The 23,561-nt window shown below is 66.5% G+C and carries 25 protein-coding genes, 2 pseudogenes and 1 riboswitch; of the genes and pseudogenes, 9 read left to right on the top strand and 18 right to left on the bottom strand.

Annotation, left to right across the window (positions count from 1 at the left end; all coding sequences use genetic code 11):
* The 8 genes from G3N61_RS40220 to G3N61_RS04800 all read right to left on the bottom strand — a co-directional run.
* Positions 1–179, bottom strand: a 179-nt coding sequence (locus G3N61_RS40220; RefSeq protein ID WP_346778548.1) for a DUF6587 family protein, incomplete at its 3' end; no start/stop codon positions are given.
* Positions 176–2,035 (bottom strand): ferrous iron transporter B, encoded by a 1,860-nt coding sequence (locus tag G3N61_RS04830; protein ID WP_205821734.1) that lies wholly within the window; start codon positions 2,033–2,035, stop codon positions 176–178. The genes G3N61_RS04830 and G3N61_RS40220, both read right to left, overlap by 4 nt.
* Positions 2,032–2,283, bottom strand: coding sequence for a FeoA family protein (locus G3N61_RS04825; protein WP_031402528.1), 252 nt, complete (start codon positions 2,281–2,283; stop codon positions 2,032–2,034). The genes G3N61_RS04830 and G3N61_RS04825 overlap by 4 nt, the downstream gene beginning before the upstream one ends.
* 400 nt (positions 2,284–2,683) lie before the next feature.
* The gene (locus tag G3N61_RS04820) at positions 2,684–2,848 is read right to left on the bottom strand and encodes a hypothetical protein (protein WP_205821733.1); all 165 of its coding nucleotides are present in this window, start codon (positions 2,846–2,848) and stop codon (positions 2,684–2,686) included.
* On the bottom strand, positions 2,845–3,210 hold the full coding sequence (locus G3N61_RS04815) for a copper resistance protein CopC (RefSeq protein WP_205821732.1): 366 nt from the start codon (positions 3,208–3,210) through the stop codon (positions 2,845–2,847). The genes G3N61_RS04820 and G3N61_RS04815 overlap by 4 nt, the downstream gene beginning before the upstream one ends.
* A gap of 16 nt (positions 3,211–3,226) precedes the next feature.
* Positions 3,227–4,144, bottom strand: a complete 918-nt coding sequence (locus G3N61_RS04810; protein ID WP_205821731.1) for a hypothetical protein — start codon at positions 4,142–4,144, stop codon at positions 3,227–3,229.
* A gap of 109 nt (positions 4,145–4,253) precedes the next feature.
* Positions 4,254–4,637, bottom strand: coding sequence for a DUF2946 domain-containing protein (locus G3N61_RS04805; protein ID WP_205821730.1), 384 nt, complete (start codon positions 4,635–4,637; stop codon positions 4,254–4,256).
* 193 nt (positions 4,638–4,830) lie between these two features.
* Entirely contained in the window at positions 4,831–6,075 is a 1,245-nt protein-coding gene (locus G3N61_RS04800; protein ID WP_205821729.1) for an NADH:flavin oxidoreductase/NADH oxidase family protein, read from the bottom strand.
* Between the two features lie 77 nt (positions 6,076–6,152).
* On the opposite strand from G3N61_RS04800, the gene G3N61_RS04795 reads away from it, so the two are divergent.
* The 3 genes from G3N61_RS04795 (at position 6,153) to G3N61_RS04785 (ending at position 7,940) form a co-directional block, all read left to right on the top strand.
* Positions 6,153–6,617: a MerR family transcriptional regulator gene (locus G3N61_RS04795; protein ID WP_175022382.1), complete on the top strand. Its 465-nt coding sequence runs from the start codon at positions 6,153–6,155 to the stop codon at positions 6,615–6,617.
* A 113-nt stretch (positions 6,618–6,730) separates the two neighbouring features.
* Positions 6,731–7,429, top strand: a complete 699-nt coding sequence (locus G3N61_RS04790) for a hypothetical protein (RefSeq protein ID WP_205821728.1) — start codon at positions 6,731–6,733, stop codon at positions 7,427–7,429.
* Between the two features lie 190 nt (positions 7,430–7,619).
* Entirely contained in the window at positions 7,620–7,940 is a 321-nt protein-coding gene (locus tag G3N61_RS04785) for a DUF1330 domain-containing protein (RefSeq protein WP_205821727.1), read from the top strand.
* Positions 7,941–7,959: 19 nt separating this feature from the next.
* Here the strand turns inward: G3N61_RS04785 and G3N61_RS04780 are convergent, their stop codons facing one another.
* Positions 7,960–8,796: an NAD(P)-dependent oxidoreductase gene (locus G3N61_RS04780; RefSeq protein ID WP_205821726.1), complete on the bottom strand. Its 837-nt coding sequence runs from the start codon at positions 8,794–8,796 to the stop codon at positions 7,960–7,962.
* Between the two features lie 87 nt (positions 8,797–8,883).
* Here G3N61_RS04780 and G3N61_RS04775 point away from each other — a divergent pair, with 87 nt between their 5' ends.
* Positions 8,884–9,987 (top strand): LacI family DNA-binding transcriptional regulator, encoded by a 1,104-nt coding sequence (locus tag G3N61_RS04775; RefSeq protein ID WP_205821725.1) that lies wholly within the window; start codon positions 8,884–8,886, stop codon positions 9,985–9,987.
* 78 nt (positions 9,988–10,065) lie between these two features.
* On the opposite strand, the gene G3N61_RS04770 is transcribed toward G3N61_RS04775, so the two are convergent.
* Positions 10,066–11,358 carry an MFS transporter gene (locus tag G3N61_RS04770; RefSeq protein WP_089453766.1) on the bottom strand — a complete coding sequence of 431 codons (1,293 nt, stop codon included), beginning with the start codon at positions 11,356–11,358 and terminating at the stop codon, positions 10,066–10,068.
* A gap of 320 nt (positions 11,359–11,678) precedes the next feature.
* Here G3N61_RS04770 and G3N61_RS04765 point away from each other — a divergent pair, with 320 nt between their 5' ends.
* Positions 11,679–13,157 (top strand): DNA-3-methyladenine glycosylase 2 family protein, encoded by a 1,479-nt coding sequence (locus G3N61_RS04765; protein ID WP_089453747.1) that lies wholly within the window; start codon positions 11,679–11,681, stop codon positions 13,155–13,157.
* Positions 13,154–13,687: a methylated-DNA--[protein]-cysteine S-methyltransferase gene (locus G3N61_RS04760; RefSeq protein ID WP_089453748.1), complete on the top strand. Its 534-nt coding sequence runs from the start codon at positions 13,154–13,156 to the stop codon at positions 13,685–13,687. The genes G3N61_RS04765 and G3N61_RS04760 overlap by 4 nt, the downstream gene beginning before the upstream one ends.
* A 19-nt stretch (positions 13,688–13,706) precedes the next feature.
* Here G3N61_RS04760 and G3N61_RS04755 read toward each other — a convergent pair whose 3' ends face one another.
* Positions 13,707–14,525, bottom strand: a complete 819-nt coding sequence (locus G3N61_RS04755) for a helix-turn-helix transcriptional regulator (protein WP_205821724.1) — start codon at positions 14,523–14,525, stop codon at positions 13,707–13,709.
* A gap of 77 nt (positions 14,526–14,602) precedes the next feature.
* On the opposite strand from G3N61_RS04755, the gene panB reads away from it, so the two are divergent.
* Entirely contained in the window at positions 14,603–15,460 is an 858-nt protein-coding gene (gene panB, locus G3N61_RS04750; protein WP_205821723.1) for a 3-methyl-2-oxobutanoate hydroxymethyltransferase, read from the top strand.
* Positions 15,461–15,511: 51 nt separating this feature from the next.
* Here panB and G3N61_RS04745 read toward each other — a convergent pair whose 3' ends face one another.
* Complete coding sequence (locus G3N61_RS04745) at positions 15,512–16,003, bottom strand: Lrp/AsnC family transcriptional regulator (protein ID WP_034181959.1); 492 nt, start codon at positions 16,001–16,003, stop codon at positions 15,512–15,514.
* A 156-nt stretch (positions 16,004–16,159) separates the two neighbouring features.
* Here G3N61_RS04745 and glmS point away from each other — a divergent pair, with 156 nt between their 5' ends.
* Positions 16,160–17,989 carry a glutamine--fructose-6-phosphate transaminase (isomerizing) gene (glmS, locus tag G3N61_RS04740; RefSeq protein ID WP_043178597.1) on the top strand — a complete coding sequence of 610 codons (1,830 nt, stop codon included), beginning with the start codon at positions 16,160–16,162 and terminating at the stop codon, positions 17,987–17,989.
* A gap of 425 nt (positions 17,990–18,414) precedes the next feature.
* On the opposite strand, the gene G3N61_RS04735 is transcribed toward glmS, so the two are convergent.
* The 5 genes and pseudogenes from G3N61_RS04735 to G3N61_RS04720 form a co-directional block, all read right to left on the bottom strand.
* A complete protein-coding gene (locus tag G3N61_RS04735) occupies positions 18,415–19,209 on the bottom strand; it encodes a hypothetical protein (protein WP_241017574.1) in 795 nt (264 codons plus the stop codon).
* Positions 19,210–19,445: 236 nt separating this feature from the next.
* A pseudogene (locus G3N61_RS40215) lies at positions 19,446–19,643 on the bottom strand (MarR family transcriptional regulator); the annotation flags it as partial.
* A pseudogene (locus G3N61_RS40210) lies at positions 19,641–19,811 on the bottom strand (short-chain dehydrogenase); the annotation flags it as partial. The pseudogenes G3N61_RS40215 and G3N61_RS40210, both read right to left, overlap by 3 nt.
* Positions 19,808–20,140 (bottom strand): hypothetical protein, encoded by a 333-nt coding sequence (locus tag G3N61_RS04725; RefSeq protein WP_205821720.1) that lies wholly within the window; start codon positions 20,138–20,140, stop codon positions 19,808–19,810. The gene G3N61_RS04725 and the pseudogene G3N61_RS40210, both read right to left, overlap by 4 nt.
* A 42-nt stretch (positions 20,141–20,182) precedes the next feature.
* Positions 20,183–20,286, bottom strand: a riboswitch (SAM-I-IV-variant riboswitch).
* Between the two features lie 288 nt (positions 20,287–20,574).
* Positions 20,575–21,486 (bottom strand): LysR family transcriptional regulator, encoded by a 912-nt coding sequence (locus G3N61_RS04720; protein ID WP_205821719.1) that lies wholly within the window; start codon positions 21,484–21,486, stop codon positions 20,575–20,577.
* Between the two features lie 260 nt (positions 21,487–21,746).
* On the opposite strand from G3N61_RS04720, the gene G3N61_RS04715 reads away from it, so the two are divergent.
* Positions 21,747–22,940 (top strand): MFS transporter, encoded by a 1,194-nt coding sequence (locus G3N61_RS04715; RefSeq protein ID WP_205821718.1) that lies wholly within the window; start codon positions 21,747–21,749, stop codon positions 22,938–22,940.
* Positions 22,941–23,252: 312 nt separating this feature from the next.
* Here G3N61_RS04715 and G3N61_RS04710 read toward each other — a convergent pair whose 3' ends face one another.
* On the bottom strand, positions 23,253–23,531 hold the full coding sequence (locus G3N61_RS04710) for a hypothetical protein (RefSeq protein WP_205821717.1): 279 nt from the start codon (positions 23,529–23,531) through the stop codon (positions 23,253–23,255).
* Positions 23,532–23,561: the final 30 nt, after the last annotated feature.

Below are 23,561 nucleotides of genomic sequence, written 5' to 3'. Positions count from 1 at the left end.
ATCAGGCGCGCGCCGAGCCAGCGCAGCGCGCGCGGCCGGCCCGGCCGTGACAATGCGAGTGCGGCGGCGCGCTGACCGCGCGCCGCCAGTTTCGGCGCGAGCTTGCGGAACATGAAGAGCGCGCTGGCGGCGACCAGCACCGCGATCGCCGCGTATTGCCAGGCAAGGGCCGCGCTCATGTCAGCGCCCGCGCGATCTGGTAGGTGACGAACGACGCGGCATACGCCATCACGAACATGTAGCTGAACGAGATCGCGACGTTGCGCCACGAACCCGTCTCGCGGCGAATCACCGCGAGCGTCGACATGCATTGCGGCGCGAACGCAAACCAGGCCAGCAGCGACAGCGCGCTGGCGACCGAGAAGTTGGCGGCGAGTGCGTGGCCGACACTTGCGATGTCGGCGTCGCCGCCGCTCACCGCGTAGACCGTCGCGAGCGCCGCGACGGCGGTTTCGCGCGCGGCGAACGCGGGGATCAGCGACAGGCTGATCTGCCAGTTGAAGCCGAGCGGTGCGAACACGTATTGCAGGCCGCGTCCCATGTAGCCGGCGAACGAATAGTCGATCGCGGGGCCGACCGCGCCGGCCGGCGGCGACGGGAACGTCGAGATGAACCACATCAGCACGGTCAGCGCGAGAATTACGCCGGTCAGCCGCTTCATGAAGATCGAGCCGCGCTCCCACAGGCCGATCGCCACGTCGCGCATGCGCGGCAGGCGATACGACGGCAGCTCCATCAGCAACGCGTGCTCGCCCTGCGGGCCGCGCACCTTCTTCATGATCCAGCCCACCAGCATCGCGCCGCCGATGCCCGCCGCGTACAGCACGAACAGCACGACGCCCTGCAGGTTGAAGATGCCCAGCACGCGCTGCGACGGGATGAACGCGCCGATCAGCAGCGCATACACCGGCAGGCGCGCCGAGCACGTCATCAGCGGTGCGACGAGGATGGTCGCGAGCCGGTCGCGCGGGTCGGTGATGCTGCGGGTGCCGAGCACGCCGGGAATCGCACACGCGAAGCTCGACAGCAGCGGAATGAACGAGCGGCCGGTGAGCCCGACCGACACCATCATCCGGTCGAGCAGGAACGCGGCACGCGGCAGGTAGCCCGACTCCTCCAGCACCAGGATGAACAGGAACAGCACCAGGATTTCCGGCAGAAAGCCGAGCACGGTGCCGAGGCCGCCGATCAGCCCGTCGGTGACGAGGCCGCGCAGCGGCCCGTCCGGCAGGTGCGCGCCGGCCAGCGTGCCGAGCCACCCGAAGCCGTCGCCGATCGCATCGGTAATCGGCTTGCCGATCGAATACACGGCCTGGAACACCAGGAACATCACGGCCGCGAGAATCACGAGCCCGAGCACCGGATGCAGCGCCCAGCGGTCGATTCGATCGTCGCGGATGTCGGTGGCGCGCGGCATCACGACGGCGGCCGCGAGCAGCGCGCGCACCCGCGTGTGGATCGCGTCGGGATCGGCCGCGTCGGCCGCGGCCGGCTGGTCGACCGGTGCCGCGGGCGGGTTCGCGACGGCGCGGTCGAGCACGTCGACGAGCCGGCTCGCGCCGCCGCGCCGCACGGCCACCGTCTGCACGATCTGCACGCCCAGCTCGCGCGCCAGCACGTCGACGTCGATCCTGATGCCGCGGCGTTCGGCCGCGTCCATCATGTTCAGCGCCAGCACGACCGGCCGGCCGAGGCGCTGCACTTCGAGCACGAAGCGCAGGTGCAGGCGCAGGTTGGTCGCATCCGCCACGCACACCACGAGATCGGGCGGCGCTTCACCGGGGTGACGGCCGAGCAGCACATCGCGCGTGATGCGCTCGTCGGGGCTCGTCGACTCGAAGCTGTACGCGCCGGGCAGGTCGAGCACCTGGATCTGCCGGCCCGACGGCGCGACAAAACGTCCCACCTTGCGCTCGACGGTGACGCCTGCATAGTTCGCGACCTTCTGCCGCCCGCCGGTCAGTTGATTGAACAGCGCGGTCTTGCCGCAATTGGGGTTGCCGACCAGCGCAATACGCAATGCCGTGGCGCTCATGACTGGCCGCCCTCCTGCACGCTCACGCTGACACGCTCCGCTTCGGCGCGGCGCAGCGCGAAGCGGGTCGAGCCGACCTGGATCAGCAGCGGATCGGCGCCCCACGGCCCGCGCGCCACGACGCGTACCGGCTCGCCGCGCACGAAGCCGAGATCGCGCAGGCGCTGGGCGATGGGGTCGTCGGGCCGCGCGTCGTCGACATGGTCGACCAGGGCCGGCGTGTGTTGGGTCAGATTCGAGAGGCGCATGGCGGGGAGAACGCTACGGAAGAAAAATGAAAATCGTTCTCATTATAAGTGGCCGGGGACAATCGCGACGCGAAGGTCGGCCCGAACCTGTTCGACCGCGAGGGGAAATGAGGGTGAAGCGGGCCCCGGCGTGGGGCCCTCGATGTTTGCAGCCGTGGATGCCGCCTCGGGGCGAGCCGGCGGTCGGCGCTGTCTGGCTGAGCACGGCGGCGAGCACGAGCGCCGCGAACACGACGGCGGCCTCGGCGCAGAGCACTGCGTCGAAGCGCCGCTGCGCGGCGGGACAACCGGGATCGTGCTGTTCGGCGCGGATGCGCAGCGCAGGCGGCACGACCATCCGGTTGCAGCCGAGCAGCGGCGCGCTCGCGGCGCACGCGAGCGGGGCCGCGAGCACGCGGCCCTACGACAGCCCGAGCAGCCGCGCCCCGGTGAGCGCCGTATCCCGCTGCACGTCGTAGCACCCCGTGACGAGCACGACGGCGAACGCGCCGGTCGCGACGGCAAACAGGATGCCCTGCCCGGCCGCCAGCACGCTCTGCGCGTCGACGAGCGCGCCTGCCGTCACTTCACCGTGAACGCGTAGTGCCCTTGCGTGCGGTGGCCGTCGAGCGCGACGGCGACCCACGCCACCGTGTAGACGCCCGGCGTCAGCGGGTTCAGCGCGACGGACATGTGCTTGCGGTTCGACGCGTCGACTTCGGCTTTACCGTTCGTGACGGCGTGGCCCTGCGCATCGGTGACGGCGATCGAACTGAACGCGGGTTCGAGCCCGTCGTCGAAATCGATCGCGACCGTCTTCGGCGAGCCGGTCACGGTTTCGCCCGCGGACGGTGCCTGGTGGGTCGGATAGGCGTGCGCGTGCGCGAGCTGTGCGCCGGCGAGCAACAGCGTGGCGGCGGCAGCGCGCAGCGTGGTCTGGACAGTCATGTCGATTCTCCGTCGATCAGAAGAGCGGCTTGCCGAGCGAGCCGGGGAACAGGTCGTCGAAATACAGATGCGCGTCGAAGAGCACGCCGACATGATGGCCGCTCGCCCGGTTGACCGGAATCTGCGCTTCGACGCCGAATTGCCCGTAGCGATTGAGCCACAGGACACCGGGGTTGAGCGTCCCCGTCGTCTGCCCCGAACACGCGCCCGCGGTGCAGGTGCTCATCGGCGCCTCGACGACGAAGATCATGTTGCTGAGCGGTTGCGGCAGGCCGAGGTTCTTCACCTGCTGCTGCAGGTACGGGATGCTGTATTGCAGCGTCACGCCCCAGCCGAGCGAATTCGGCCCCTGGTCGGACGACGCGGTGGTCAGGTTCGGCCCGAGCTCGGCCGTGAGCGCGAGCGGGCGCAGGTAACCGAGCGACGCGGGCAGATCGCCGAAGCCCTTGCCGACGTAGACGGCCGGCGTGAAGGTCGAGTACGGATTCGCGATCGATTTCGCGCCGGTGCCGCCGATCTGGGTTTTCAGGCCGACCGACGCCATGAATTCGTGCGCGGCGTTCGTGTAGGCGAGGTACTTCACGCCGAGCGTCACGTTGTCCCAGCCCTTCGCGGAGCCGCCGTCCGGGACGTTCTGCGACACGTACTGGCTGGCGACGCTGAACGCGAGGTTCTTCGTGATCAGCTTGTCCCACTCGTACGACACGGTATTGACGTTGAAACTGTTGCCGCTGTCGTCGGAGGACTTGATGTGACCGAACTGCGTGTCGAATTCGTCGCCGACACCGGGGTCGTCCACGGTCATCGTCGCGGGAAAGACGCGATCGCCGACCACGGCGTGCGCGTTCGCTAAAGAAACATGGGACAGGCCGGCAAAGGCGGCCAGCAGCGCGGCGCATGCGCGGGGCGCGTGCCGTTCGGTAAAGCGGGGCATGTGGTGTGTTCTCCGGTTGTCGTTCGATGCCGTCGCGCACGCGCGCGACGAACGGCCGCTCGCTCCGAGCGCGAAGCGGCGGCGTGTCAGGCAGGAAAATCAGACGAACTCAGGAGAACGCAGGCGGCGCGCGCGATTGCGCGACGGTATGGACGAGACGGATGCGGGCCGGAATCGATGCCGACACGATCGGCCGCTGTGAATCCGGCAGCGGCACGGCGAAGGCGACGGAATGGCCCGGCAGCGCGGCGGCGTGGGCAACGAAGCTGCAATAGGGACAAGCTTGCCAGTGCGCGTGGACGCCATGTGCGGGCTTGCCGTCGTCGTGCGCGACCACCGCCTCTTCGACGCTCGCCGTGCAATAGACGGCCAGCGCATCGACGAGCCGGTGACGTGACGCCATCATCTGCGAGACCGCAGGGGCGAGCGCCATCATCAGGATTGCGATCAATCCGATCAGGCTGCCTTGCTTGCGGAAACGGGCGACGTGCATGACGCGCGACGAGGATGGCTGGCGATGAAGGTGGTGGATTATGCCACGCTGAAATCGCGCTCAGGTGCCTGAATAATGCAGTAAACAGGCTCGATATTTCGGAAAGCAATCCGAAGGAATCGAGCCTTGAAACGACCCGCCGCGCGGCGGGCCGATCAGTGCGGGGTGGTCGATGCAACCCCGCGCGCGCGCATCACGCGCGTGTGCCTGCCGCGCGCCCCGCCATCCACTTCCGGTAGCGTCGCGTCTGGCACTGCGCGGCCATTTGCTGCCTCACCAGCGCGCGCAGCGGCGACACCTGCGGGTGCGTGCGGCGGCCTTCGCTGAGCCGCGTCAGTTGGAACTTGACGACGGCCATGTTCGCCAGCGCGCCCAGCGCCTTGTTCTTCCAGCGAATCGGCTCCAGCACCGGCGCGCTGTCCTTGCCGGCTCGCCAGTCGCGCGGCAGGTTCGGCTCGATCGACAGCGCGGTCGCGATGCCGACCATCGCCACGCCGCTGTCGACCACCTGCTCGGCAACCGCGCGGCGCCGGATGCCGCCCGTGACCATCAGCGGCATCCGTGCGACGGCCGTGATGTCGCGCGCGAATTCGAGGAAATACGCTTCGCGGGCCAGCGTGCGCCCGTCGCGTGCCTCGCCCTGCATCGCCGGCACTTCATAGCTGCCGCCCGACAGTTCGACGAAATCGACGCCGAGCGGATTCAGCAGTTCGACCACGCGCTTCGCATCGTCCGCGCTGAAGCCGCCGCGCTGGAAATCGGCCGAGTTCAGCTTGACCGCGACGGCAAATGCCGGCGACACCGTCGCGCGCACGTCCCGCACGATATCGAGCAACAGGCGTGCGCGATTCTCGATGCTGCCGCCCCATTGATCCTGCCGGCGGTTCGTCAGCGGCGACAGGAACTGGCTCAACAGATAGCCGTGCGCCGCGTGAATCTCCACGCCGGTGAAGCCGCTCTGCTCCGCGAGTTGGGCGGCGCGTACGAAGCGCTGCTGCACGTCGGCGATATCGGCTTGCGTCATCTCCTTCGGCACCGGGAACTGCTTCGACAACGCACCGAGCGCGAGCGGCACGGCCGACGGCGCGAGCGTCGTCTGGCCGAGCGCCGCCTGCATCTGGCGCCCCGGGTGATTGATCTGCATCCACACGTGCGCGCCGCCCGAGCGCGCCACCTGCGCCCAGCGGCGGAAGCGGTCGAGATGCGCATCGCTCTCGAGCACGACGCCGTTCGGCCCCGTCATCGCGCGGCCGTCCACCATCACGTTGCCGGTCAGGATCAGGCCGACCTGGCCATCGGCCCACGCTTGATACAGGCGCAGCAACGCGTCGGACGGTGCGTGGTTCGCATCGGCCATGTTCTCTTCCATCGCGGCCTTGGCCAGACGGTTCGGAATCACCGCCCCGTTGGGCAGTGTCAGCGGTGTAAACAGGTTCATGGAGGGCACCCTCGATTGACGATGCCCAACGATAACTTTAAAGTCAACTTTAAGGTCAAGCCCCTTTGGAGCACAGCATGAAAATCGGCGAACTGGCGCGCGCCAGCGGCATCGCGGCGTCGCGCATCCGCTTCTATGAAGCGAGCGGCCTGCTCGAACCGGCCCGTCGGCAGGCAAACGGCTATCGGGAATACGGGTCGGAAGCGTTGACGCGGCTCGCGATCATCGACCGTGCGCAGCGCGCGGGCTTTGCGCTCGACGAAATCCGCGCGGTGCTGCCGCCCGATCTCGGCGCGTGGCCGCGCGACGAACTGCTGGTCGCGCTGCGGCACAAGGTCGATGAAATCGCGCTGCTCGAACGGCGTCTCGCGCAGAACCGGCAACATCTGCAGGTGCTGATCGACGAGATCGAGAACAAGCCCGCGGGCGAGGATTGCGCGGGCGCCGCGCAACGGATGCTCGACCGGCTGTGCGCGCAGGCCGACGAGCCGCCGGCACCGGTGCCCGTGCCCGTCCCGCGGCCGACGCGCAAGCGCGCATGACTGGCTACACTGCGTCACCTGACGCACACACAACCTGCGCTGTGGCGAGACAAGACGACGCGTGCCCGTCGGCTTCCGCCGCGCGACCTCATCCTCATCAAGTCCCGATCCGCATGACGCTCCCCCGCATCAAAGGATGCCTCGTCGCCGCGCTGCTGACGTTCGGCATCGGCAGCACCTTCGCCGCGAACTGCGGCGACACGCCGGCTTCGATCCGTTGCCCGGACACCGCCGGCCTTCCAGGCGACATCGTCGCGCAGCTTCCCGCCGGCTACGAAGCGCTGGATGCCGCGTCAGGACGACTGACCGACGGCGCCCGCATCGGCTATGTCGTCGTCGCGCATCAGCCCGACGATTCGATGCGCAAGGCGTCGCTGCGTCCGCTGCTGATCTTCCTGCCGGGCAAGGACGGGCACTATCGGCTGGCGGCGCGCAACGACGCCGTGATCATGAAAGCCGACGAAGGCGGGATGGGCGACCCGTATCTGGACGGCGTGGCCGACAACGCGCTCACGATCGAACCTCGCACCTTCACGGTCGAACAGGGCGTCTTCGCGGGGCCGAGCCACTGGCGCGACCGCGTGACGTTTCGCTACGACGCAGCCCATCGCACGTGGGTGTTCCATCGGGAAGTCATGCGGAACTGGCGCCTCAACGACGACCCGGACGGCGATGCGCTGAAAGCCGACCCGGTGCGCGTCACGCGCGCCAATGCGGCGAAAGCCGTCACGTTCGAAGCATGGCGGCCGAGTTACTGGTGCGATTCGGCCGAGCGGCGCGACACCGATCCGGTTTGCAGCAAGCCGCATTGACGGCGACGCGGCGTCACGGCTGACGATGCGGGCGGGTAAGCGGTACCGTGCTGCACGCGCGATGTGGCTGTCGGCACGCGCGGGCGCCCTTCCCCGGCCATGCAGCTTTGCTTACGTCGCAGGTAATCGACGCGCGTAGCCCGCGCCGCGATCATGGCTCCATCGACGCACTCACGCCAAGGAACCCACCATGACCGCCTACGCCATCGCCCACCTGCACGACGTCGAGATGTGCGACGACATCGTCGAGTACCTCGAACGCATCGACGGCACACTCGCTCCGTTCGACGGCCATTTCGTGATTCACGGCGCGCGGCCGGAGGTGCGCGAAGGCGTATGGCGCGGCGACCTGATCGCGATCGCGTTTCCCGATCTCGACACGGCACGTGCGTGGTACGAATCGGATGCGTACCGGCAGATCCAGCCGCTGCGCGCCCGACATGCGAGCGGCCCGCTGATCCTGATCGACGGCGTCGCCGAACCGCACAAGGCGACCGACATCCTGCGTTGATCGGCCACGCCGGCGGCGCTTACGACGCGTTGCGCTCCATCGGCTCGCCGACGACGAACCCGCCGCCCTGGAACCGCTGCGCGGGATCGTCGTAGTCGGCGGTCGGCGCCGTCACCGGGAACAATCCGGCGAACTGCTCGGAGCTGTCGCGCGGGCGGAAGCCGATGAAGCCGGCCTTCGTGTTGTCCCACCACTTCACCGGGTTGTCCGACGCGCCGTACACGATCGCGTGCCCGACGCGGTTCGTCAGTAGCGAGCAGCGCACGAGCTCGATGAAGTCGCGATAGCTGAGGAACGTCACGAGCATGCGCGGATTCTTTGGCACTTCGAACGATGAGCCGATCCGCAGGCACACCGTCTCGATCCCGAAGCGATCGAAGTAGTAGCGCGACAGCGATTCGCCGAAGCACTTCGTCACGCCGTACAGGCTGTCGGGGCGCAGCGGCGAATCGGCGTCGAGCACTTCCGTGACCGGATGGAAACCGATCGCATGATTCGAGCTCGCGAACACGACGCGCTTCACGCCGTGCTTGCGCGCGGCTTCGTACAGGTTGTACGTGCCGGTGATGTTCGCGCCGACGAGATCGTCGAACGGCGCATCGACCGAAATGCCGCCGAGATGGACGATCGCGTCCACGCCGTCGACGAGCTGCATCACCGCGGCCCGGTCGGCCAGGTCGACGACGCGGGTTTCTTCATGCGCAGCGGCGTCGCCGAGCGTCGCGATGTCGCTGACGCGCACGACGTCGGCCCAGTCGGCGAGCGCGCCGCGCAACTGGCGGCCGAGGTTGCCGGCCGCGCCCGTCAGCAGCAGGCGCCCGAACGGTTTGCGCGCGCCGGTGGATGAGGCGTTCATCGAATCTCCTTTCCTTGAATCTGACCTGAAATCTGACTGAATCGGAAAACGTTTTCCAACTATACGCGCCAGCACAGCCGAACGTCAATGGTCGAACCCGTTCGCTGCCATCCGCACTTTCCCGATATCGCCGCGTGGCCGCGCGTGCCCTTTTTCTGCCACAATCCGGCGTTATCGAACGAAAACGTTACCCTTCCGATGAAAAAAGTTTCCCCGACGATCCGCGACGTGGCCGCGGAAGCCGGCGTGTCGGTCGCGACGGTATCGAAGTACGTGAACGGCACGCAGCGCTTCTCGCCGACCGTCGAGGCACGGCTCAAGGAATCGATCGAGCGTCTCGGCTACCGTTCGAACCCGCTCGCGCGCTCGATGATCACCGGGCGCACGCGCACCATCGGCCTCGTGATCCTCGACATCAGCAACCCGCACTTCACGAACGTGGTGAAGGGCGCGAACCGCGTCGCGCTGCAGCACGACTACACGCTGCTGCTCGTCGATACCGAGGAGAACCAGACGCGCGAACGCTCGCTGATCGAAGCGCTCGCGCAGCGCGTCGACGGGCTGATCGTCAGCACGCGGATGCCGGATGAAGAAGCCGGGTGGATGCTCGACCTCAACAAGCCGCTCGTGCTGCTGCGGCGCAGCCCCGGCCTGCCGATTCCGAGCGTCGGCATCGACAACCGGCTGTCGACCTACATGCTCGCGCGCCACCTGCTCAATCTCGGGCACACGCGCATCGCGTATCTCGGCTTCGGCACCGCGCGCGTGAACGACGAACGGATCCAGGGCGCGCGCGACTGTCTCGCGGAAGCCGGGCTCACGCTCGACGTGCACGATGCGCATGCGCCGACCGCCGAAGCCGGCGAACGCGCGTGCTCGCGCGTGATGCTCGGGCCGCAGCGCCCGCAGGCCGTGATCTGCTACAACGACCTGATCGCGCTCGGCTTCATGAAGGAAGCCGCGTCGCTCGGCTTCCGGCTGCCGCAGGATGTGTCGGTCGCGGGCATCGACAACGTGCCGTACGGCGAATACGCGGCGCCCGCGCTGACGACCGTCGACATCCAGAGCGAGAACATGGGCGAGCTCGCGATGCAGAAGCTGATCGACGCGCTCGCGGGGCGCACCGATGCGAGCTATTCGACGTTCGAGCCGCGGCTGATCATGCGCGCGTCGACGGCCGCGGTCGGCTGAGCGCCCCGCTTCGAGCCTTCAAAAGAAAACGCGCCGCCCAAGGGCGGCGCGTTCGTTTGCGGACATGCGATGACGCGATCAAGCGTCGAGCTGCGCGGGCTTCATCTTCGGCGTGAGCATGTGCATCACGCCCAACGCGATCAGGTAGGCCGACGCGCCGATCGCGAACAGCACCCAGTAGTGGCCCGTGCGCTGCAGCACCTGGCCGATCACTTCCGAGAACAGCACACCGCCGATCGAACCGGCCATCCCGCCGATGCCGACCACCGACGCGACCGCGCGGCGCGGGAACAGGTCGGATGCCGTCGTGAACAGGTTCGCCGACCAGCCCTGGTGCGCGGCGGCGGCAAGGCCGACGATCAACACCGCGGCCCACAGGCTCTGCACCTGCGACACGAACGCGATCGGCAGCACGCAGCACGCGCAGATCAGCATTGCCGTCTTGCGCGCGCCGTTCACGCTCCAGCCCGCGCGCAGCAGCATCGACGACAGCCAGCCGCCGCCGATGCTGCCGACCGTCGTCAGCGCATAGATGCAGACGAGCGGCAGGCCGATGTGCTGCATGTCCATCCCGCGCGATTCGTTGAGCCACTTCGGCAGCCAGAACAGGTAGAACCACCACACCGGGTCGGTCAGGAACTTGCCGATCAGGAACGCCCACGTCTCGCGCTTGCGGATCAGTTCGCCCCAGCGCGGCGCACCGGCGTTCGCATTCGCCGCGTCGAGCGCTTCGGCTTCGTCGCGCGGCTCGTCGTACTCGGCGGCGAGCGCGCGCGTATCGGCCTGGCGATAGAACACGAGCCACACCGCGAGCCACACGAGGCCAATCGCGCCGATGATCACGAACGCCGCGCGCCAGCCGTAGGCCACCGCGATCGCCGGGATGATCGCCGGCGCGAACACCGCGCCGATGTTCGCGCCCGAGTTGAAGATGCCGGTGGCAAGCGCGCGTTCGCGGCGCGGGAACCACTCGGCCGTCGTCTTGATCGCGGCCGGGAAGTTGCCGCCCTCGCCGATCCCGAGCAGCGCCCGCACGAACGCGAAGCCCATCACCGAGCCGACCGCCGCGTGCAGCATCGCGGCGATACTCCACACCAGCATCGCCAGCGCATACGAAATGCGCGTGCCGAGCCGGTCGACGATGCGCCCGAAGCCGAGCAGGCCGAGCGCATAGAACGCGGAAAACGCCATCACGATGCGGCCGTACTGCACCTGGCTCCAGCCGATGTCGTGCTGGAGCATCGGCGCGAGCAGGCCAAGGATCTGCCGATCCATGTAGTTGATCACGGTCGCGAAAAACAGCAGCGCACAGACGGTCCAGCGGTAGCGGCTGGCGGCAGCGCGCACGGCGCCGACGACGGCAGATTGCATGAATGTCTCCGATACGCGGCCGCGCCCGTCGCGCCGCACGATGTTCATTGACCGGCGACCGGCGCCGGGGCGGACGACAGCGCGCTGTCGCGCGCGGCCGATTCCGCCGATCAATCTGGAAAACGTTTTTCAAAGGATAGGGCGTGTGCCGGCGCCCTGTCAGTCGGGGATTTCGATGAGTCATCTCAAATTGGCCGTGGCAAAAGAGACGACTGTTTCGCCGCGTGGCATTAACCGTTTTTCCCGGATTTTCCCGACGGGCGCGCGCGGGTACGGTGGCCGATACACATGTCCGATTCCAGCCAGAATCGGCGGCCGGGATGGTTTACAGTCGTCCCATGCGCCTCGATCCCGACACCTGCTACGACGCCCTGCTTTCGCGGAACCGCCGCTTCGACGGCTGGTTCTTCGTCGGCGTGGCGACGACCGGTGTGTATTGCCGCCCCGTCTGCCCGGTGAAGCCGCCGAAGGCGCAGAACTGCAGCTACTACCCGACCGCCGCGGCCGCCGAGAAAGCCGGCTTTCGACCCTGCATGCGCTGCCGCCCGGAGCTCGCGCCCGGCCACGGGCTGCTCGACCTGTCCGGCAATCTCGCCGACGCGGCCGCCACGCTGATCGAGGACGGTTTCCTGAACACCCATTCCGTCGACGCGCTCGCGCAGCGCGTCGGCGTGACCGAGCGCCATCTGCGCCGGATCTTCGGCGCGCAGTTCGGCGTGTCGCCGGTCGAGTTCGCGCAGACGCACCGGCTGCTGATGGCCAAGCGGCTGCTGACCGATACCGCGCTGCCGGTGGCCGTCGTCGCGTCGACGGCCGGATTCGGCAGCGTGCGGCGCTTCAACGACCTGTTCCTGCAGCGTTACGGCCTCAATCCATTGCGGCTGCGCAAAGGGGCCCGTGCATCGGCCGATGGCGACATGACGTTCCCGCTGCCATATCGGCCGCCGTTCGCGTGGGACGACCTGATGCGCTTTCTCGCGCAGCGGCAGATCGATGGCGTCGAGCGAATCGATGCACCGGGTTATGCGCGCGTCGTCGACATGCCGAACCGGAACGGCAACGGCGATAACGGGCGCGTCGCCGGCTGGCTGTCCGTCACGCACGTACCGCAGCGCTTCGCGCTGGCCGTCACCGTATCGCCCGCGCTGACGCCGGTCGTGCCGGCCGTGCTCGCACGCGTGCGGCGGCTGTTCGATCTCGACAGCCGCCCCGACGTGATCGACGCGCATCTCGGCGAACTCGCGAGCGGCTCGCCGGGCCTGCGTGTACCGGGCGCGTTCGACGGCGTCGAGATTGCGATCCGTGCGATCGCGGGCGAACGGCTGGTGGCAGCACATGCGGGCACGCCGGTGCTGGCGCGCATCGCCGAACGTTTCGGCTCATCGGTGGAAGGCGCGCCGCCGGGCCTCACGCACGCGCTGCCTTCCGCCGCGACGCTGGCCGCCCTGCCGCCTTCCGCCCTTGAAACGATCGGCATCGCGCGCGACGCGGCACTGGCGATCGTGTCGCTCGCCCGCGCAGTCGACGACGGCACGCTCGCGCTCGAACCGATGGCGCCGCTCGACGCGACGCTGGCCGCGCTGCGCGCGCTGCCCGGCTTCGACGAACGCGCGGTGCAGTACGTCGCGATGCGCGCGATGGCCTGGCCGAATGCGTTCCCGGCCGACGATGCGTGGCTTCCCGACCGCACCGAACGCGCCCGTATGCCCTCATCCGCGCCGCATGCTGCGCGCTGGGCGCCGTGGCGCGCGTATGCCGCACTGCACGTGTGGCGCCTTCATGGAGATGTGTTGCGATGACTCCCGCTCACCTGATTCCGAGCCCGCTGGGCGACATCGCCGTGCGCATCGAGGACGATGCGCTGACGGGCCTCTACTTCGTCGGCCAGAAATACTTCCCGCCGGTTGCGATCGTGACCGAAGCGGACGCGCGCGCGATGTCGCCGCTTGCGCGCAAGGTCGCGGAAGAAGTCGCCGAATACTTCACCGGCACGCGCGAGACGTTCTCGGTGCCGATCCACTTGCGCGGCACCGCGTTTCAGCGACGCGTCTGGAAGGAGTTGCTCGCGATTCCGTTCGGCGAGCTCGTGACGTACGGCGAGATCACCGAGCGCGTCGGGTTGCCGATGAGCGGTGCGCGCGCCGTGGGCGGTGCGGTCGGCCGCAACCCGGTGTCGATCATGGTGCCGTGCCATCGCGTGGTCGGTGCATCGGGCAGCCTGACCGGTTATGCGGGCGGCATCGATCGCAAGCGCGCGCTGCTGTCGCTCGAAGGCGCGGGGTTCGAGCGCGGCGCTCATCATCCGGTGCAGCAGGCGCTCGCGTTCTGAGTAGCGTTAAGCGACCGCGTCACGCGCTCAGCACAGGCCGGCGCGCTTCACGCTTCGCATACGCGCCGGGCGTCACGCGGAATTTCGCCTGGAACAGCGCGATGAACGACGACGTCGAATCGTAGCCCAGTTGCGCGGCCACCGCGCCGATCGGCTCGCCGGCATCGAGCAGCGGCAGCGACGCAAGCAGCCGCACCGCCTGCCGCCATTCGGTGAACGACAGCCCCGTGTCCTGCCGGAACAGCCGCGACAGCGTGCGCCGCGTCGCGCCGACCTGATGCCCCCAATCGTCGAGACTGCGCGTATCGCCGGGAAATGCATGCAACGCACGCGCGATTTTCAGCAGACGCGGATCGCGCGGCAGCGGCACCGTCAGCGGCGCCTGTCGCATCCGCGCGATCCGGTCGGCGATCAGGCAGACGAGCGCACCGTCCGGCCCGGTCTCGTCGTAGTTCACCGGCAAGTCGGCCGTGGCGATCACCAGCTCGCGCAGTAGCGGCGTCATGCTGAGAATCGCGCAATCGTCGTGTACGTCGTCGCGCGCGATCGCTGCGTCGAGATACAGGCTGTGGAACGCCACGCAATCGCGCGTCGACACCGCGTGCGGCACGTGCGGCGGAATCCACATCGCATAGTGCGGCGGCAGCAGGTGACGGCCCGACGGCGTCGACACCTCGAGCACGCCGCTCGTCGCATACATCAGTTGCGCCCACGGATGACTGTGCGCGTCGACATTCGCGTTGCCGGGAATCTCGAACGCACGCACGTACAGCGGCCTCGGCAGGCGCGCCATCGGCGGCACCGCATAAGGGTCACCCGATTGTCCCGCCAGCAACATAAGACGTCCTCCGAAGGTCATTGCACGATCGAGCGCGATGCTACCGTGACGGCTCTTCTTTCACATGGCTTCCGTTCATGAGCGCTCATACCCGCACCACCCGCAAGACCGTCACCGCGATCCGATCGACCAAGGGCATCGGCAGCCTCGTGTCGCTGACCGCGTATTCCGCACCGATGGCGAAGCTGGTCGACGAGGTGGCCGACGTGATCATCGTCGGCGACTCTGTCGGCATGGTGCTGTACGGGATGCCCGATACGCTGCGCGTCACGCTCGACATGATGATTGCACACGGTGCAGCCGTCGTGCGCGGCGCTGCGCAGGCGTGCGTCGTCGTCGACCTGCCGTTCTCGACCTACCAGGAATCGCCCGCGCAAGCGTATCGCTCCGCCGCGCGCCTGCTCGCCGAAACCGGCGCGCAGGCCGTGAAGCTCGAAGGCGGCAGCGAAATGGCCGACACGATCCGTTTCCTCGTCGAGCGCGGCATCCCGGTGATGGCGCACGTCGGCCTCATGCCGCAGCAGGCCAACGCGACGGGCGGCTTCCGCGCGCAGGGGATGGACCCGCGTTCGGCCGCGCAGGTGTTCGACGCCGCGTGCTCGGCCGAACAGGCCGGTGCGTTCAGCGTCGTCGTTGAAGGCACGGCCGAAGCGCTCGCGCGCCATATCACCGAAACACTGACGATCCCGACAATCGGCATCGGCGCATCGCCCGCGTGCGACGGGCAGGTGCTCGTGACCGAGGACATGATCGGCGCGTTCGATGCGTACACGCCGCGCTTCGTGAAGCGTTATGCCGATGCGAACGCGGTGATGCGCGATGCGATCCGTCAGTACGCGCACGACGTGCGGCAGCGTGTGTTCCCGGAACCCGCGCATTGCTTCGGGTATGGCAAGCCGCTGCAATTGGTGGATGCGGCTGACGCGGCTGCGTGATGCCGTCGCGAAGGCATTCGCGAACGCCTTGCGAACAATGGTGCGATCACTTCATGCGCGCTTGCGCATCGCATGCGCAACCCGCGCGTTCGCTTCGAATTTCGCGCGATGCGTCGAGAAGAACGTCCGCACGTTGCGAACGTTCGACGCACCGGTGAACAAGCGTCGCGCGAATTCGTCGTATTCGGCGACGTCGGCCAGATCGGCCACCACGACGAAATCCGGCCCCGGCGACACGCGATAGCACTGCGTGACGGCCGGCTCCGCGCACACGTACGCTTCGAACGCGTCGTAGTCTTCGGCTGTCTGCCGGTCGAGGCTGATCTCGATCAGCGCGGTGACGGCCGTGCCGATCGCCACCGGATCGAGTACCGCGACCTGCCGGCGGATCACGCCGGCCTCCGTCAGCCGCCGCACGCGGCGCATGCAGGTGGGCGGCGACGACAGCGCGCGCTCGGCCAGTTGCAGGTTCGACACCGACGCGTCGTCCTGCAGGATCGCGAGGATGCGCAGGTCGAGATCGTCGAGGGTGATGCCGGCCATCAGCGGCTCCTTCCGGTCAGGACGTGAAATTTAATTTCAGCATGATAGACGATCTGCCAATCATTTCATTTGTGTCTGTATTTTGAAATTTAATTCCATTTAGGCCGCTCTACCATCGCTCTCACTGATCCAGACAGGACATTTACGGAGCGCGATATGTGTGGAATTGTCGGGGCGGTTGCCCAGCGGGACATCCTGCCGAACCTGGTCGACGGCCTGAAGCGGCTCGAATACCGCGGCTACGATTCGTGCGGCGTCGTGGTCTACCGCGACCGGGCGCTGGCGCGCGCCCGCAGCGTCGACCGCGTCGCGAACCTGCAGCGCGAGATCGCCGAGCAAGCGTTGTCGGGCTACACCGGCATCGCGCACACGCGCTGGGCCACGCATGGCGCGCCCGTCACGCTCAACGCGCATCCGCACTTCTCGCCGAGCGACGCCAATGCGCGCATCGCGCTGTCGCACAACGGGATCATCGAGAACTGCGATCAACTGCGCGCGGAATTGCAGGCGCATGGCTATGTGTTCGCGAGCCAGACCGACAGCGAGGCGATCGCGCACCTGATCGACCACCTGTATGACGGCGATCTGTTCGATGCAGTCCGGCGCGCGGTCGCGCGACTGCGCGGCAGCTATGCGATCGCGGTGATGTGTCGCGACGAACCGCACCGGATCGTCGGCGCGCGCGACGGGATGCCGCTCGTGGTCGGGGTCGGCGAAGGCGAGAATTTTCTGGCATCCGATGCGATTGCGCTGTCGGGGATCACCGATCGGATCGCTTACCTCGAGAACGGCGACGTTGCCGATATCCAGCTGCATCGCTACTGGATCGTCGACGCCGCGGGCCAGCGCGTCGAGCGCGCGGTGCAGCGGGTCGCCGCGCATAGCGGCGCGGCCGATCTCGGGTCGTATCGCTACTACATGCAGAAGGAAATCTTCGAGCAGCCGCAGGCAGTGGCCGATACGTTGCTCGATGTGTCTTCGATCATGCCGGAGTTGTTCGGTGACGGCGCGTGGCGGGTTTTCAATGACGTCGATTCGGTGTTGTTGCTCGCTTGTGGTGGGAGTTATCACGCGGCGCTCACCGCGAAATACTGGATCGAGAGCATCGCGAAGCTGCCGGCCAGCGTGGAAATTGCGAGCGAGTTCCGGTATCGCGACAGTGTGCCGAATCCGCGCACGTTGGTCGTCGCGGTGTCGCAAAGCGGCGAGACGGCCGATGTGCTCGGTGCGGTGCATGTCGCCAAGCGCATCGGGATGATGCATACGCTCGCGATCTGCAACGTCGCGACGAGTGCGTTGATGCGCGAATGTGCGCTGCAGTTCGTCACGCGTGCGGGGATCGAAATCGGGGTGGCTTCGACGAAGGCTTTTACGACGCAGCTCGTTGCGTTGTTCCTGCTGACGTTGTCGCTTGCGCAGGTGCGCGGGCGGTTGAGCGACGACGAGGAAAAGGAACATCTGCGTGCGCTGCGGCATCTGCCCGATGCGATGTCGAAGGTGCTCGCGCTGGAGCCGCAGATCATGGCGTGGTCAGAGTTGCTCGCGCGACGCGACAACATGCTGTTTCTCGGGCGCGGGATGCACTATCCGATCGCGCTCGAAGGCGCGCTGAAGATGAAGGAGATTTCGTATATTCACGCGGAAGCTTATCCGGCAGGGGAGCTGAAGCATGGGCCGCTGGCTTTGGTGAGTAACGAAATGCCGGTGATTGCAGTTGCGCCGAATGACATGCTGCTTGAAAAGCTACGGTCGAACATGCATGAGGTCAGTGCGCGGAATGGCCGGCTTTTTGTGTTTGCGGATGTGGACTGCGGGTTGGTGCCGAGTGAAGGGATCGAGGTGATTCGACTCAACGAGTACTACGGGCCGCTTTCGCCGATTCTGCATACGGTGCCGATGCAACTGCTCGCATATCACGCTGCGCTGGCACGGGGGACGGATATTGATAAGCCCAGGAATCTGGCGAAGTCGGTGACGGTGGAGTGAGGGTCTCCGAATCAGCGATTCGGGTCGGGCATGACGACGCGCAGCGCGAGACGTTTTCCGGAATGACTTGCCCGCATCGCAACCGAGCAACGGTCAGGCTGACGTCGCCCGGTTTCCGCAGCAGCACGATCCGGCCTGACGTGGCGCCGCCGCCGTGTGCCGCGGCGTCACCCGCGACCATGCTCCCGCCGATACTCCGCCCGAGTCTTCCCCGCCAGCTTGCGGATATCGCGCATCAAGTGAGCCTGAGCGAGATACCCGAGAGGGCATGCGCCAGTTCCGCGAGATCGACAGATCACCCGCTTCGGCGTCACGCTCACATCGCTGGAAAAACGCTGCTGCAGCGTGCGCTCGCTCAACCCCGCACGCTCGAAATGTTCCGTTGCGGAGCCCCTTACCGGCCAAAGACTCGCGCAAGAAACCCGCTATTGCGAGAGACTCAGCTTCTTCAACAACACCGCACCACTCGCCGGACTCACGAGCGAAATGGATTCGATATCCAGGTACAACCTCGAAGTCCTCGTCGTGATGTCGGTCGGCTCGTCGTTGCTCGGCTCGGCGTGCTCGATGTGTTCGGTCAGGTACGGCCGGACCAGGTGCCCGGAAAGAGCGAACACGAACCCGCCATGCGTTTGCGCGTACGCAGCGGGTGACAGCCTCACGCGGCCGCGCACGGTGGACTTCCTGCCTTTTCCGGGATCGAGTTCGATGATGTCGATCTGCTGGATATAGCCTTTTGCCTTCGCCTCGGGTGCGATCACGAGCCCTCGCCCTCGCGGCCCGGTAATGACCTTTCTGAGCAGGATGCCTGTCCGGCCTTCGCCGTCGGCGTCGACCAGGTCGACGTCCACGTTCAACAGATGCTTCTGCGACTGATATCGCAGCCCGTACGACACCGGCACCAGGAAAGTTACCTCACGATCCAGGTTGACCGCGGCCAGGTCGGCGTTCTGGCCATGCTTGTCGGCCACGCCGGGGACCAGGCTGCGAACGCGATCGCTCAGGGACGGGGACGCGCTTTTGACGTGCAGCTTCTCCAGTGCGTCCCTAATCGCAACCGGATCGTCGCCGACAATCGGCCGCGTGAGCGACGTGTTGGCCGAAACGGCAGGCGCGACGCTCGCCGTTTCGTTGACATTGTCGGCCGCTGCACGCGACGCGACTGGGGCCAGCATGATCGCCACGGCGACGACGCACGCGACATTCAGACGGCCCAACATGGATCTCCGGTGAAACACGACAAACTCCTGATTTTCTGGCGGATCGGTCGACTATGAGATCGGCAGGATCAAGCGATCGGTAACGGTCCAACCGTTCGAGTTCACCGGTCGCCTGCGCGACACATCATAGGTTCATTGTCAGTTCGGCAGCAGGCCGGCGCGCCGCACTATCGCAGTGCCCAGACTACAACAATCCACGACAAGCGAGCAGCAGCGCGATGGGCTGGGGCAGTGACATTCAGTTGCTCAAACTCCCGCTGCGCCTCCCGCCAGAGAGGAGCCGCCCTTTCGTGCAGGCGCCGCCCTTCCTCGGTGAACTCGATCAGGCGGCTTCGGCCGTCCTTGGGCGACGGCTTGATCGTGACGAAGCCGTCGCGTTCCAGGAAGCCAACCATTTTCCCCATCGCCGTTCGTTCGATAGCCAGTTTCTCGGCCTCGGCGATCGACGCTGGATCCGTGACATCGATCCTGACCGGCACAACGCCCGGCTCGTCGAAACCGCTCGTGTTGCGCATGCCCGCATAGACTTTCGCCGCCCCGCGACGACGTGCCTCTCGCGCAAAAGCCAGACCCAGGCCGCGATTGGCACCGGTGAATTTCAGGAGGCAACCGCCCCACCCCGCACGAAATGATGCTCCACCCTCGTGCGCAGTACGCCATCGAGCGCGGCCAGTCGTTCGCGCAGTCGCACCGCTTGCCCTTCCGTCATCTCCCCGAGAACGATTTTTTGCTCGAGAACGTCACCACAACGGGTGATGGCCCAACGGTCGACCGTGGCGGTTTCACCTTCGAGCACAGCAGCCGCGGTCGAGACGATGCCCGGATTCCGTCTCGACACGAGATGAACCGTATGCGTCAGCGTGAAACCAGGAAGGAACTGCGACCAGTCTTCACAGACTGCCGGGTGGGAAGCAGAGGTAGCTTGACGCATGGTTGCTCCGGATGAGTGGTTATCGAACCGGTGCCAGCCATGCTGCTCCCGTTTCGTTGCCGTAAATCGGCCGCATCGCCTCGAAGGCGTCCACCTTGCCCGGGAGGGCAGGTTGGCGTCGGATAGTCCGACTCTGGATGCTTGATTTCTCGCGTTCGACATTTCGAACACTGGTTCATTATACCGAATACCCGGCATCGGGCAAGCAGTGCCGGGAGAACCGCACTCCGGCCGGATGGCTCCTCCCCATCCGGCCCCTGTGCCGGGGGCGCCCGAGGACGTTCATCGGCCGAAGGCATGGACCTGCTGGCGGTGATCGGTGGGCCAAAGCCGCCCAGGCGCTGGAATGAGAACCAGGCGCCGTGCTATTCGCTCGCACGATGGGTCGGTGCTTCGTCCATCTGCATGCGGCTCCCTCCCTCAATGCTGGATCGTCAGATTGCGTCCCACGGCGCGTGCCGCCAACGTTCGAACAGAAAATCGCTGAACGCCATCAGCCGGCGCGGCACGGGTTCGCGCCGCGCCCGCACGATGCTGATCTTCGAGGGCGTCGCTTCCCATTCCGGCAGCACGCGCACCAGCCGTCCATCGCGCAATTCCTCATGGATATCCCAGGTCTCACGCAGCGAGATGCCCAATCCGGCCAGACACCACGCATGCAGCACCTCGCCGTTGTCGCTGCACAAGGTACCGCTGACCGCAACAGCATGCTCCCGGCCGCCCTTGCGCAGAGGCCAGGTGTTTTGCAGCAAGCCGGGATAGGCGAATACCAGGCAGTTGTGCTGCGCGAGGTCTTCGGTTTTTTCGGGCCGGCCATACGCTTTCAGGTAGGCGGGAGACGCTGCCAGGACGCGCCGGTTGTCGGCGATGCGCCGAGCCACCAGTCGCGAGTCGGCCAGCTCGCCCATGCGGATCGCCATATCCAGGTCGCCGCCATACAGATCCTGCACCTGATCGGACAGGCGCAGGTCGAAGCCGACCCGGGGATGCAGGCGGCAGAAATCCTGAATCGCCGTTGCCACGAACTTGCGGCCAAACGGCGTGGGCGCGGTCAGGCGAATGATGCCGCTCAGTTCCTGGCTGCCGCCGGTCGCCAGCTCCTGCAATTCCTCCAGCACACCCAGCGCCACCCGCGCCCGTTCGGCGATCGCGCGGCCTTCGTCGGTAATCCGCAGATGGCGGGTATTGCGCTCGAACAGCGTGGTGCCCAGCGCCTGTTCCAGCCGAGCGATCTGCTTGCTCACAGTCTTGGGCGCCAGGTGCAGGTCGCGCGCGGCGGCGGAGAAGCTCTGGCGCTCCACCACTTGCACGAACACCGACAGGTCGTCGAGATTGCGCAGGGTCATTTGGGTCGATTCGTAGAAAGTGTTTGGCTATTTTGGTCATTCAAAGGATATAGCGAGTCCGCGAGACTGACACGCTTCGTCCGGTGCCGCCTCGCCTCACTCCCCCGGGAGTTGCACTCACCGGCCTATCCCAACTGGAGTTGCTGATGATCCAACACATTCTTGACGTCCTGACCCGCCATGACAGCACAGGGCCGGCCGATTCCGTCGCAGCGATCCGGCCGCTGCCGGCAGCAGTATCGGCAGCGCGGAACTGAGCCATGAACGAGCGCATTCCTTTCGTCATCTATGTCTTCGCGCTCTGCTCATTCGCCCTGGGCTTCACCGAGTTCGTCACCATCGGCCTGGTGTCCATCATTTCCGCTGACCTGCATGCCAGCGTCAGCCACGTGGGCACAGCAGTAACGGCCTATGCACTGGGCGCTGTGATCGGTGCGCCGGGCCTCACGGCACTGGCCACGCGCTGGCCGCGCAAACGCCTGCTGCTGGTGGCGATGGCACTGTTCACGCTGGGCAATGCCGTCGTCAGCCTGTCCGGTACGCTGGCGCCGATGCTGGTGGCCCGCTTCGCGTCGGGGCTGGGGCATGGCGTGTTTCTGGCCGTGGCGTCCAGCGTGGCCACGCAACTGGCGGGCCGGCATCGCGCGGGCGCGGCGGTGGCCGTGGTGTTCGGTGGCCTCACGCTGGCCCTGGCACTGGGCGTGCCGCTTGGCACCTACCTGGGCAGCGTGTGGCGTTGGCAGGCCATCTTCATGGCCGTGGCCGCCAGCGGCGCGATCGGCTTCCTGGGCCTGCTGGCCCTGATGCCGACCGATCGCAACGATGCCTCGGCTCAGGCCAATGCGATGGACGGCCTGCATGCCATGTTCAATCCGCCCCTGCTCGCTGGGGCCGGTATCACCGTGCTGGCCTATGCGGGGTCGTTCTCGCTCTATACCTACATCTCGCCCATCCTGTTGCAGGTAACGCACGTTTCAGAGCGAACGGCCAGTCTGCTGATGCTGGGTTACGGCGTGATGGCGGCCATGGGCAATGTGTGGGGCGGCCGCCTGACCGACCGCAAGGGCGCGGATGCGGCCGTGATGACGGTGCTGGCCGGCCTGGCGGTGGTACTGCTGGCGATCCGGCTATCGGCACCATCTCTGCCGCTGATGGCGCTGTTGACCGGCCTGCTCGGTGCGCTGACCTATGCAGCGGTGCCGGCCCTGCAGGCGCGGGTCATCGGGCTGGCGCACGTCCATGCACCGCAAGCGCCCGCGGTTGCGGCCGGCCTGAACATCGCCGGGTTCAATGGCGGTATCGCATTGGGTTCGCTGCTGGGTGGCGCCAGTCTGGAAGCGATGGGGCTCACCAGTACGGCATGGGTCGGCGCGGTTGCCGTGGGCGTGGGGAGTGTCTGGATGCTTTGGCAGATGCGGCGCCCTGCGTTCCTGACGGCGAAGGGTCAAGGATAGGCGAATCAAGAAGCCGCCACGCAGGGTGCGGATCGGCAGATGTGTCAGAGCCCCGCATCTGGAAAGCATGGGCGTACCACGTGCCAGGTGTTCGGGTGCAACAGGGCGGCCGCATCGCATGCCCGAGGTCTTCGTGACAGACAGGAGCGGCGCATATCGTCCGCATTGACTTGCTCACCGCTCCGATCTGGTGCCGAAGCGTGTTGGCACGACCTACATATCGCACGACGAGCAAAACGACCGTGCGGCCGTGCTCGATGAGTGCGCCATCGCGCGAGCAAGCATCGATGAATGTCCCGAGCCTCGACCTGGCTAGACCTTGCCTTCCCGGCTGTAGTAAAGGCTCTCGCCACACTGGCTACAGAAGTGCTCCCGCATGAACGTGTGCTGCATGATATTGCGGACATGAACTCGGTCGTTGCCGCAACTACGGCACACGACTCGACTTCCGCGCATTGCGTCAGGGTAGGTGGCCCGATACCACTGGTAGTTTCTTGCGCGCATGTGCTTAATGCGCTTCTGGTTCGAGTGCACAATAAGCGCACTCAAGACGATCAATAAAAGCAAAAACATCCAAAAATAGCCATTCATCGCCTGCTCTCCGAGGATCAAGTTTATTTT

Source organism: Burkholderia sp. Ac-20349, from assembly GCF_017104865.1.
GTDB classification, from domain to species: domain Bacteria; phylum Pseudomonadota; class Gammaproteobacteria; order Burkholderiales; family Burkholderiaceae; genus Burkholderia; species Burkholderia aenigmatica.
The sequence above is the reverse complement of the archived record's forward strand: the minus strand, read 5'-3'. Positions and strand labels throughout refer to the sequence as shown.

Bases quoted from the DNA above. Each gene is read 5' to 3' on its own strand.
- G3N61_RS04830 (WP_205821734.1), bottom strand. From the start codon at position 2,035: ATGAGCGCCACGGCATTGCGTATTGCGCTGGTCGGCAACCCCAATTGC.
- G3N61_RS04825 (WP_031402528.1), bottom strand. From the start codon at position 2,283: ATGCGCCTCTCGAATCTGACCCAACACACGCCGGCCCTGGTCGACCAT.
- G3N61_RS04815 (WP_205821732.1), bottom strand. From the start codon at position 3,210: ATGACTGTCCAGACCACGCTGCGCGCTGCCGCCGCCACGCTGTTGCTC.
- G3N61_RS04810 (WP_205821731.1), bottom strand. From the start codon at position 4,144: ATGCCCCGCTTTACCGAACGGCACGCGCCCCGCGCATGCGCCGCGCTG.
- G3N61_RS04805 (WP_205821730.1), bottom strand. From the start codon at position 4,637: ATGCACGTCGCCCGTTTCCGCAAGCAAGGCAGCCTGATCGGATTGATC.
- G3N61_RS04800 (WP_205821729.1), bottom strand. From the start codon at position 6,075: ATGAACCTGTTTACACCGCTGACACTGCCCAACGGGGCGGTGATTCCG.
- G3N61_RS04795 (WP_175022382.1), top strand. From the start codon at position 6,153: ATGAAAATCGGCGAACTGGCGCGCGCCAGCGGCATCGCGGCGTCGCGC.
- G3N61_RS04790 (WP_205821728.1), top strand. From the start codon at position 6,731: ATGACGCTCCCCCGCATCAAAGGATGCCTCGTCGCCGCGCTGCTGACG.
- G3N61_RS04785 (WP_205821727.1), top strand. From the start codon at position 7,620: ATGACCGCCTACGCCATCGCCCACCTGCACGACGTCGAGATGTGCGAC.
- G3N61_RS04780 (WP_205821726.1), bottom strand. From the start codon at position 8,796: ATGAACGCCTCATCCACCGGCGCGCGCAAACCGTTCGGGCGCCTGCTG.
- G3N61_RS04775 (WP_205821725.1), top strand. From the start codon at position 8,884: ATGGTCGAACCCGTTCGCTGCCATCCGCACTTTCCCGATATCGCCGCG.
- G3N61_RS04770 (WP_089453766.1), bottom strand. From the start codon at position 11,358: ATGCAATCTGCCGTCGTCGGCGCCGTGCGCGCTGCCGCCAGCCGCTAC.
- G3N61_RS04765 (WP_089453747.1), top strand. From the start codon at position 11,679: ATGGTTTACAGTCGTCCCATGCGCCTCGATCCCGACACCTGCTACGAC.
- G3N61_RS04760 (WP_089453748.1), top strand. From the start codon at position 13,154: ATGACTCCCGCTCACCTGATTCCGAGCCCGCTGGGCGACATCGCCGTG.
- G3N61_RS04755 (WP_205821724.1), bottom strand. From the start codon at position 14,525: ATGTTGCTGGCGGGACAATCGGGTGACCCTTATGCGGTGCCGCCGATG.
- panB (WP_205821723.1), top strand. From the start codon at position 14,603: ATGAGCGCTCATACCCGCACCACCCGCAAGACCGTCACCGCGATCCGA.
- G3N61_RS04745 (WP_034181959.1), bottom strand. From the start codon at position 16,003: ATGGCCGGCATCACCCTCGACGATCTCGACCTGCGCATCCTCGCGATC.
- glmS (WP_043178597.1), top strand. From the start codon at position 16,160: ATGTGTGGAATTGTCGGGGCGGTTGCCCAGCGGGACATCCTGCCGAAC.
- G3N61_RS04735 (WP_241017574.1), bottom strand. From the start codon at position 19,209: ATGTTGGGCCGTCTGAATGTCGCGTGCGTCGTCGCCGTGGCGATCATG.
- G3N61_RS04725 (WP_205821720.1), bottom strand. From the start codon at position 20,140: ATGCGTCAAGCTACCTCTGCTTCCCACCCGGCAGTCTGTGAAGACTGG.
- G3N61_RS04720 (WP_205821719.1), bottom strand. From the start codon at position 21,486: ATGACCCTGCGCAATCTCGACGACCTGTCGGTGTTCGTGCAAGTGGTG.
- G3N61_RS04715 (WP_205821718.1), top strand. From the start codon at position 21,747: ATGAACGAGCGCATTCCTTTCGTCATCTATGTCTTCGCGCTCTGCTCA.
- G3N61_RS04710 (WP_205821717.1), bottom strand. From the start codon at position 23,531: ATGAATGGCTATTTTTGGATGTTTTTGCTTTTATTGATCGTCTTGAGT.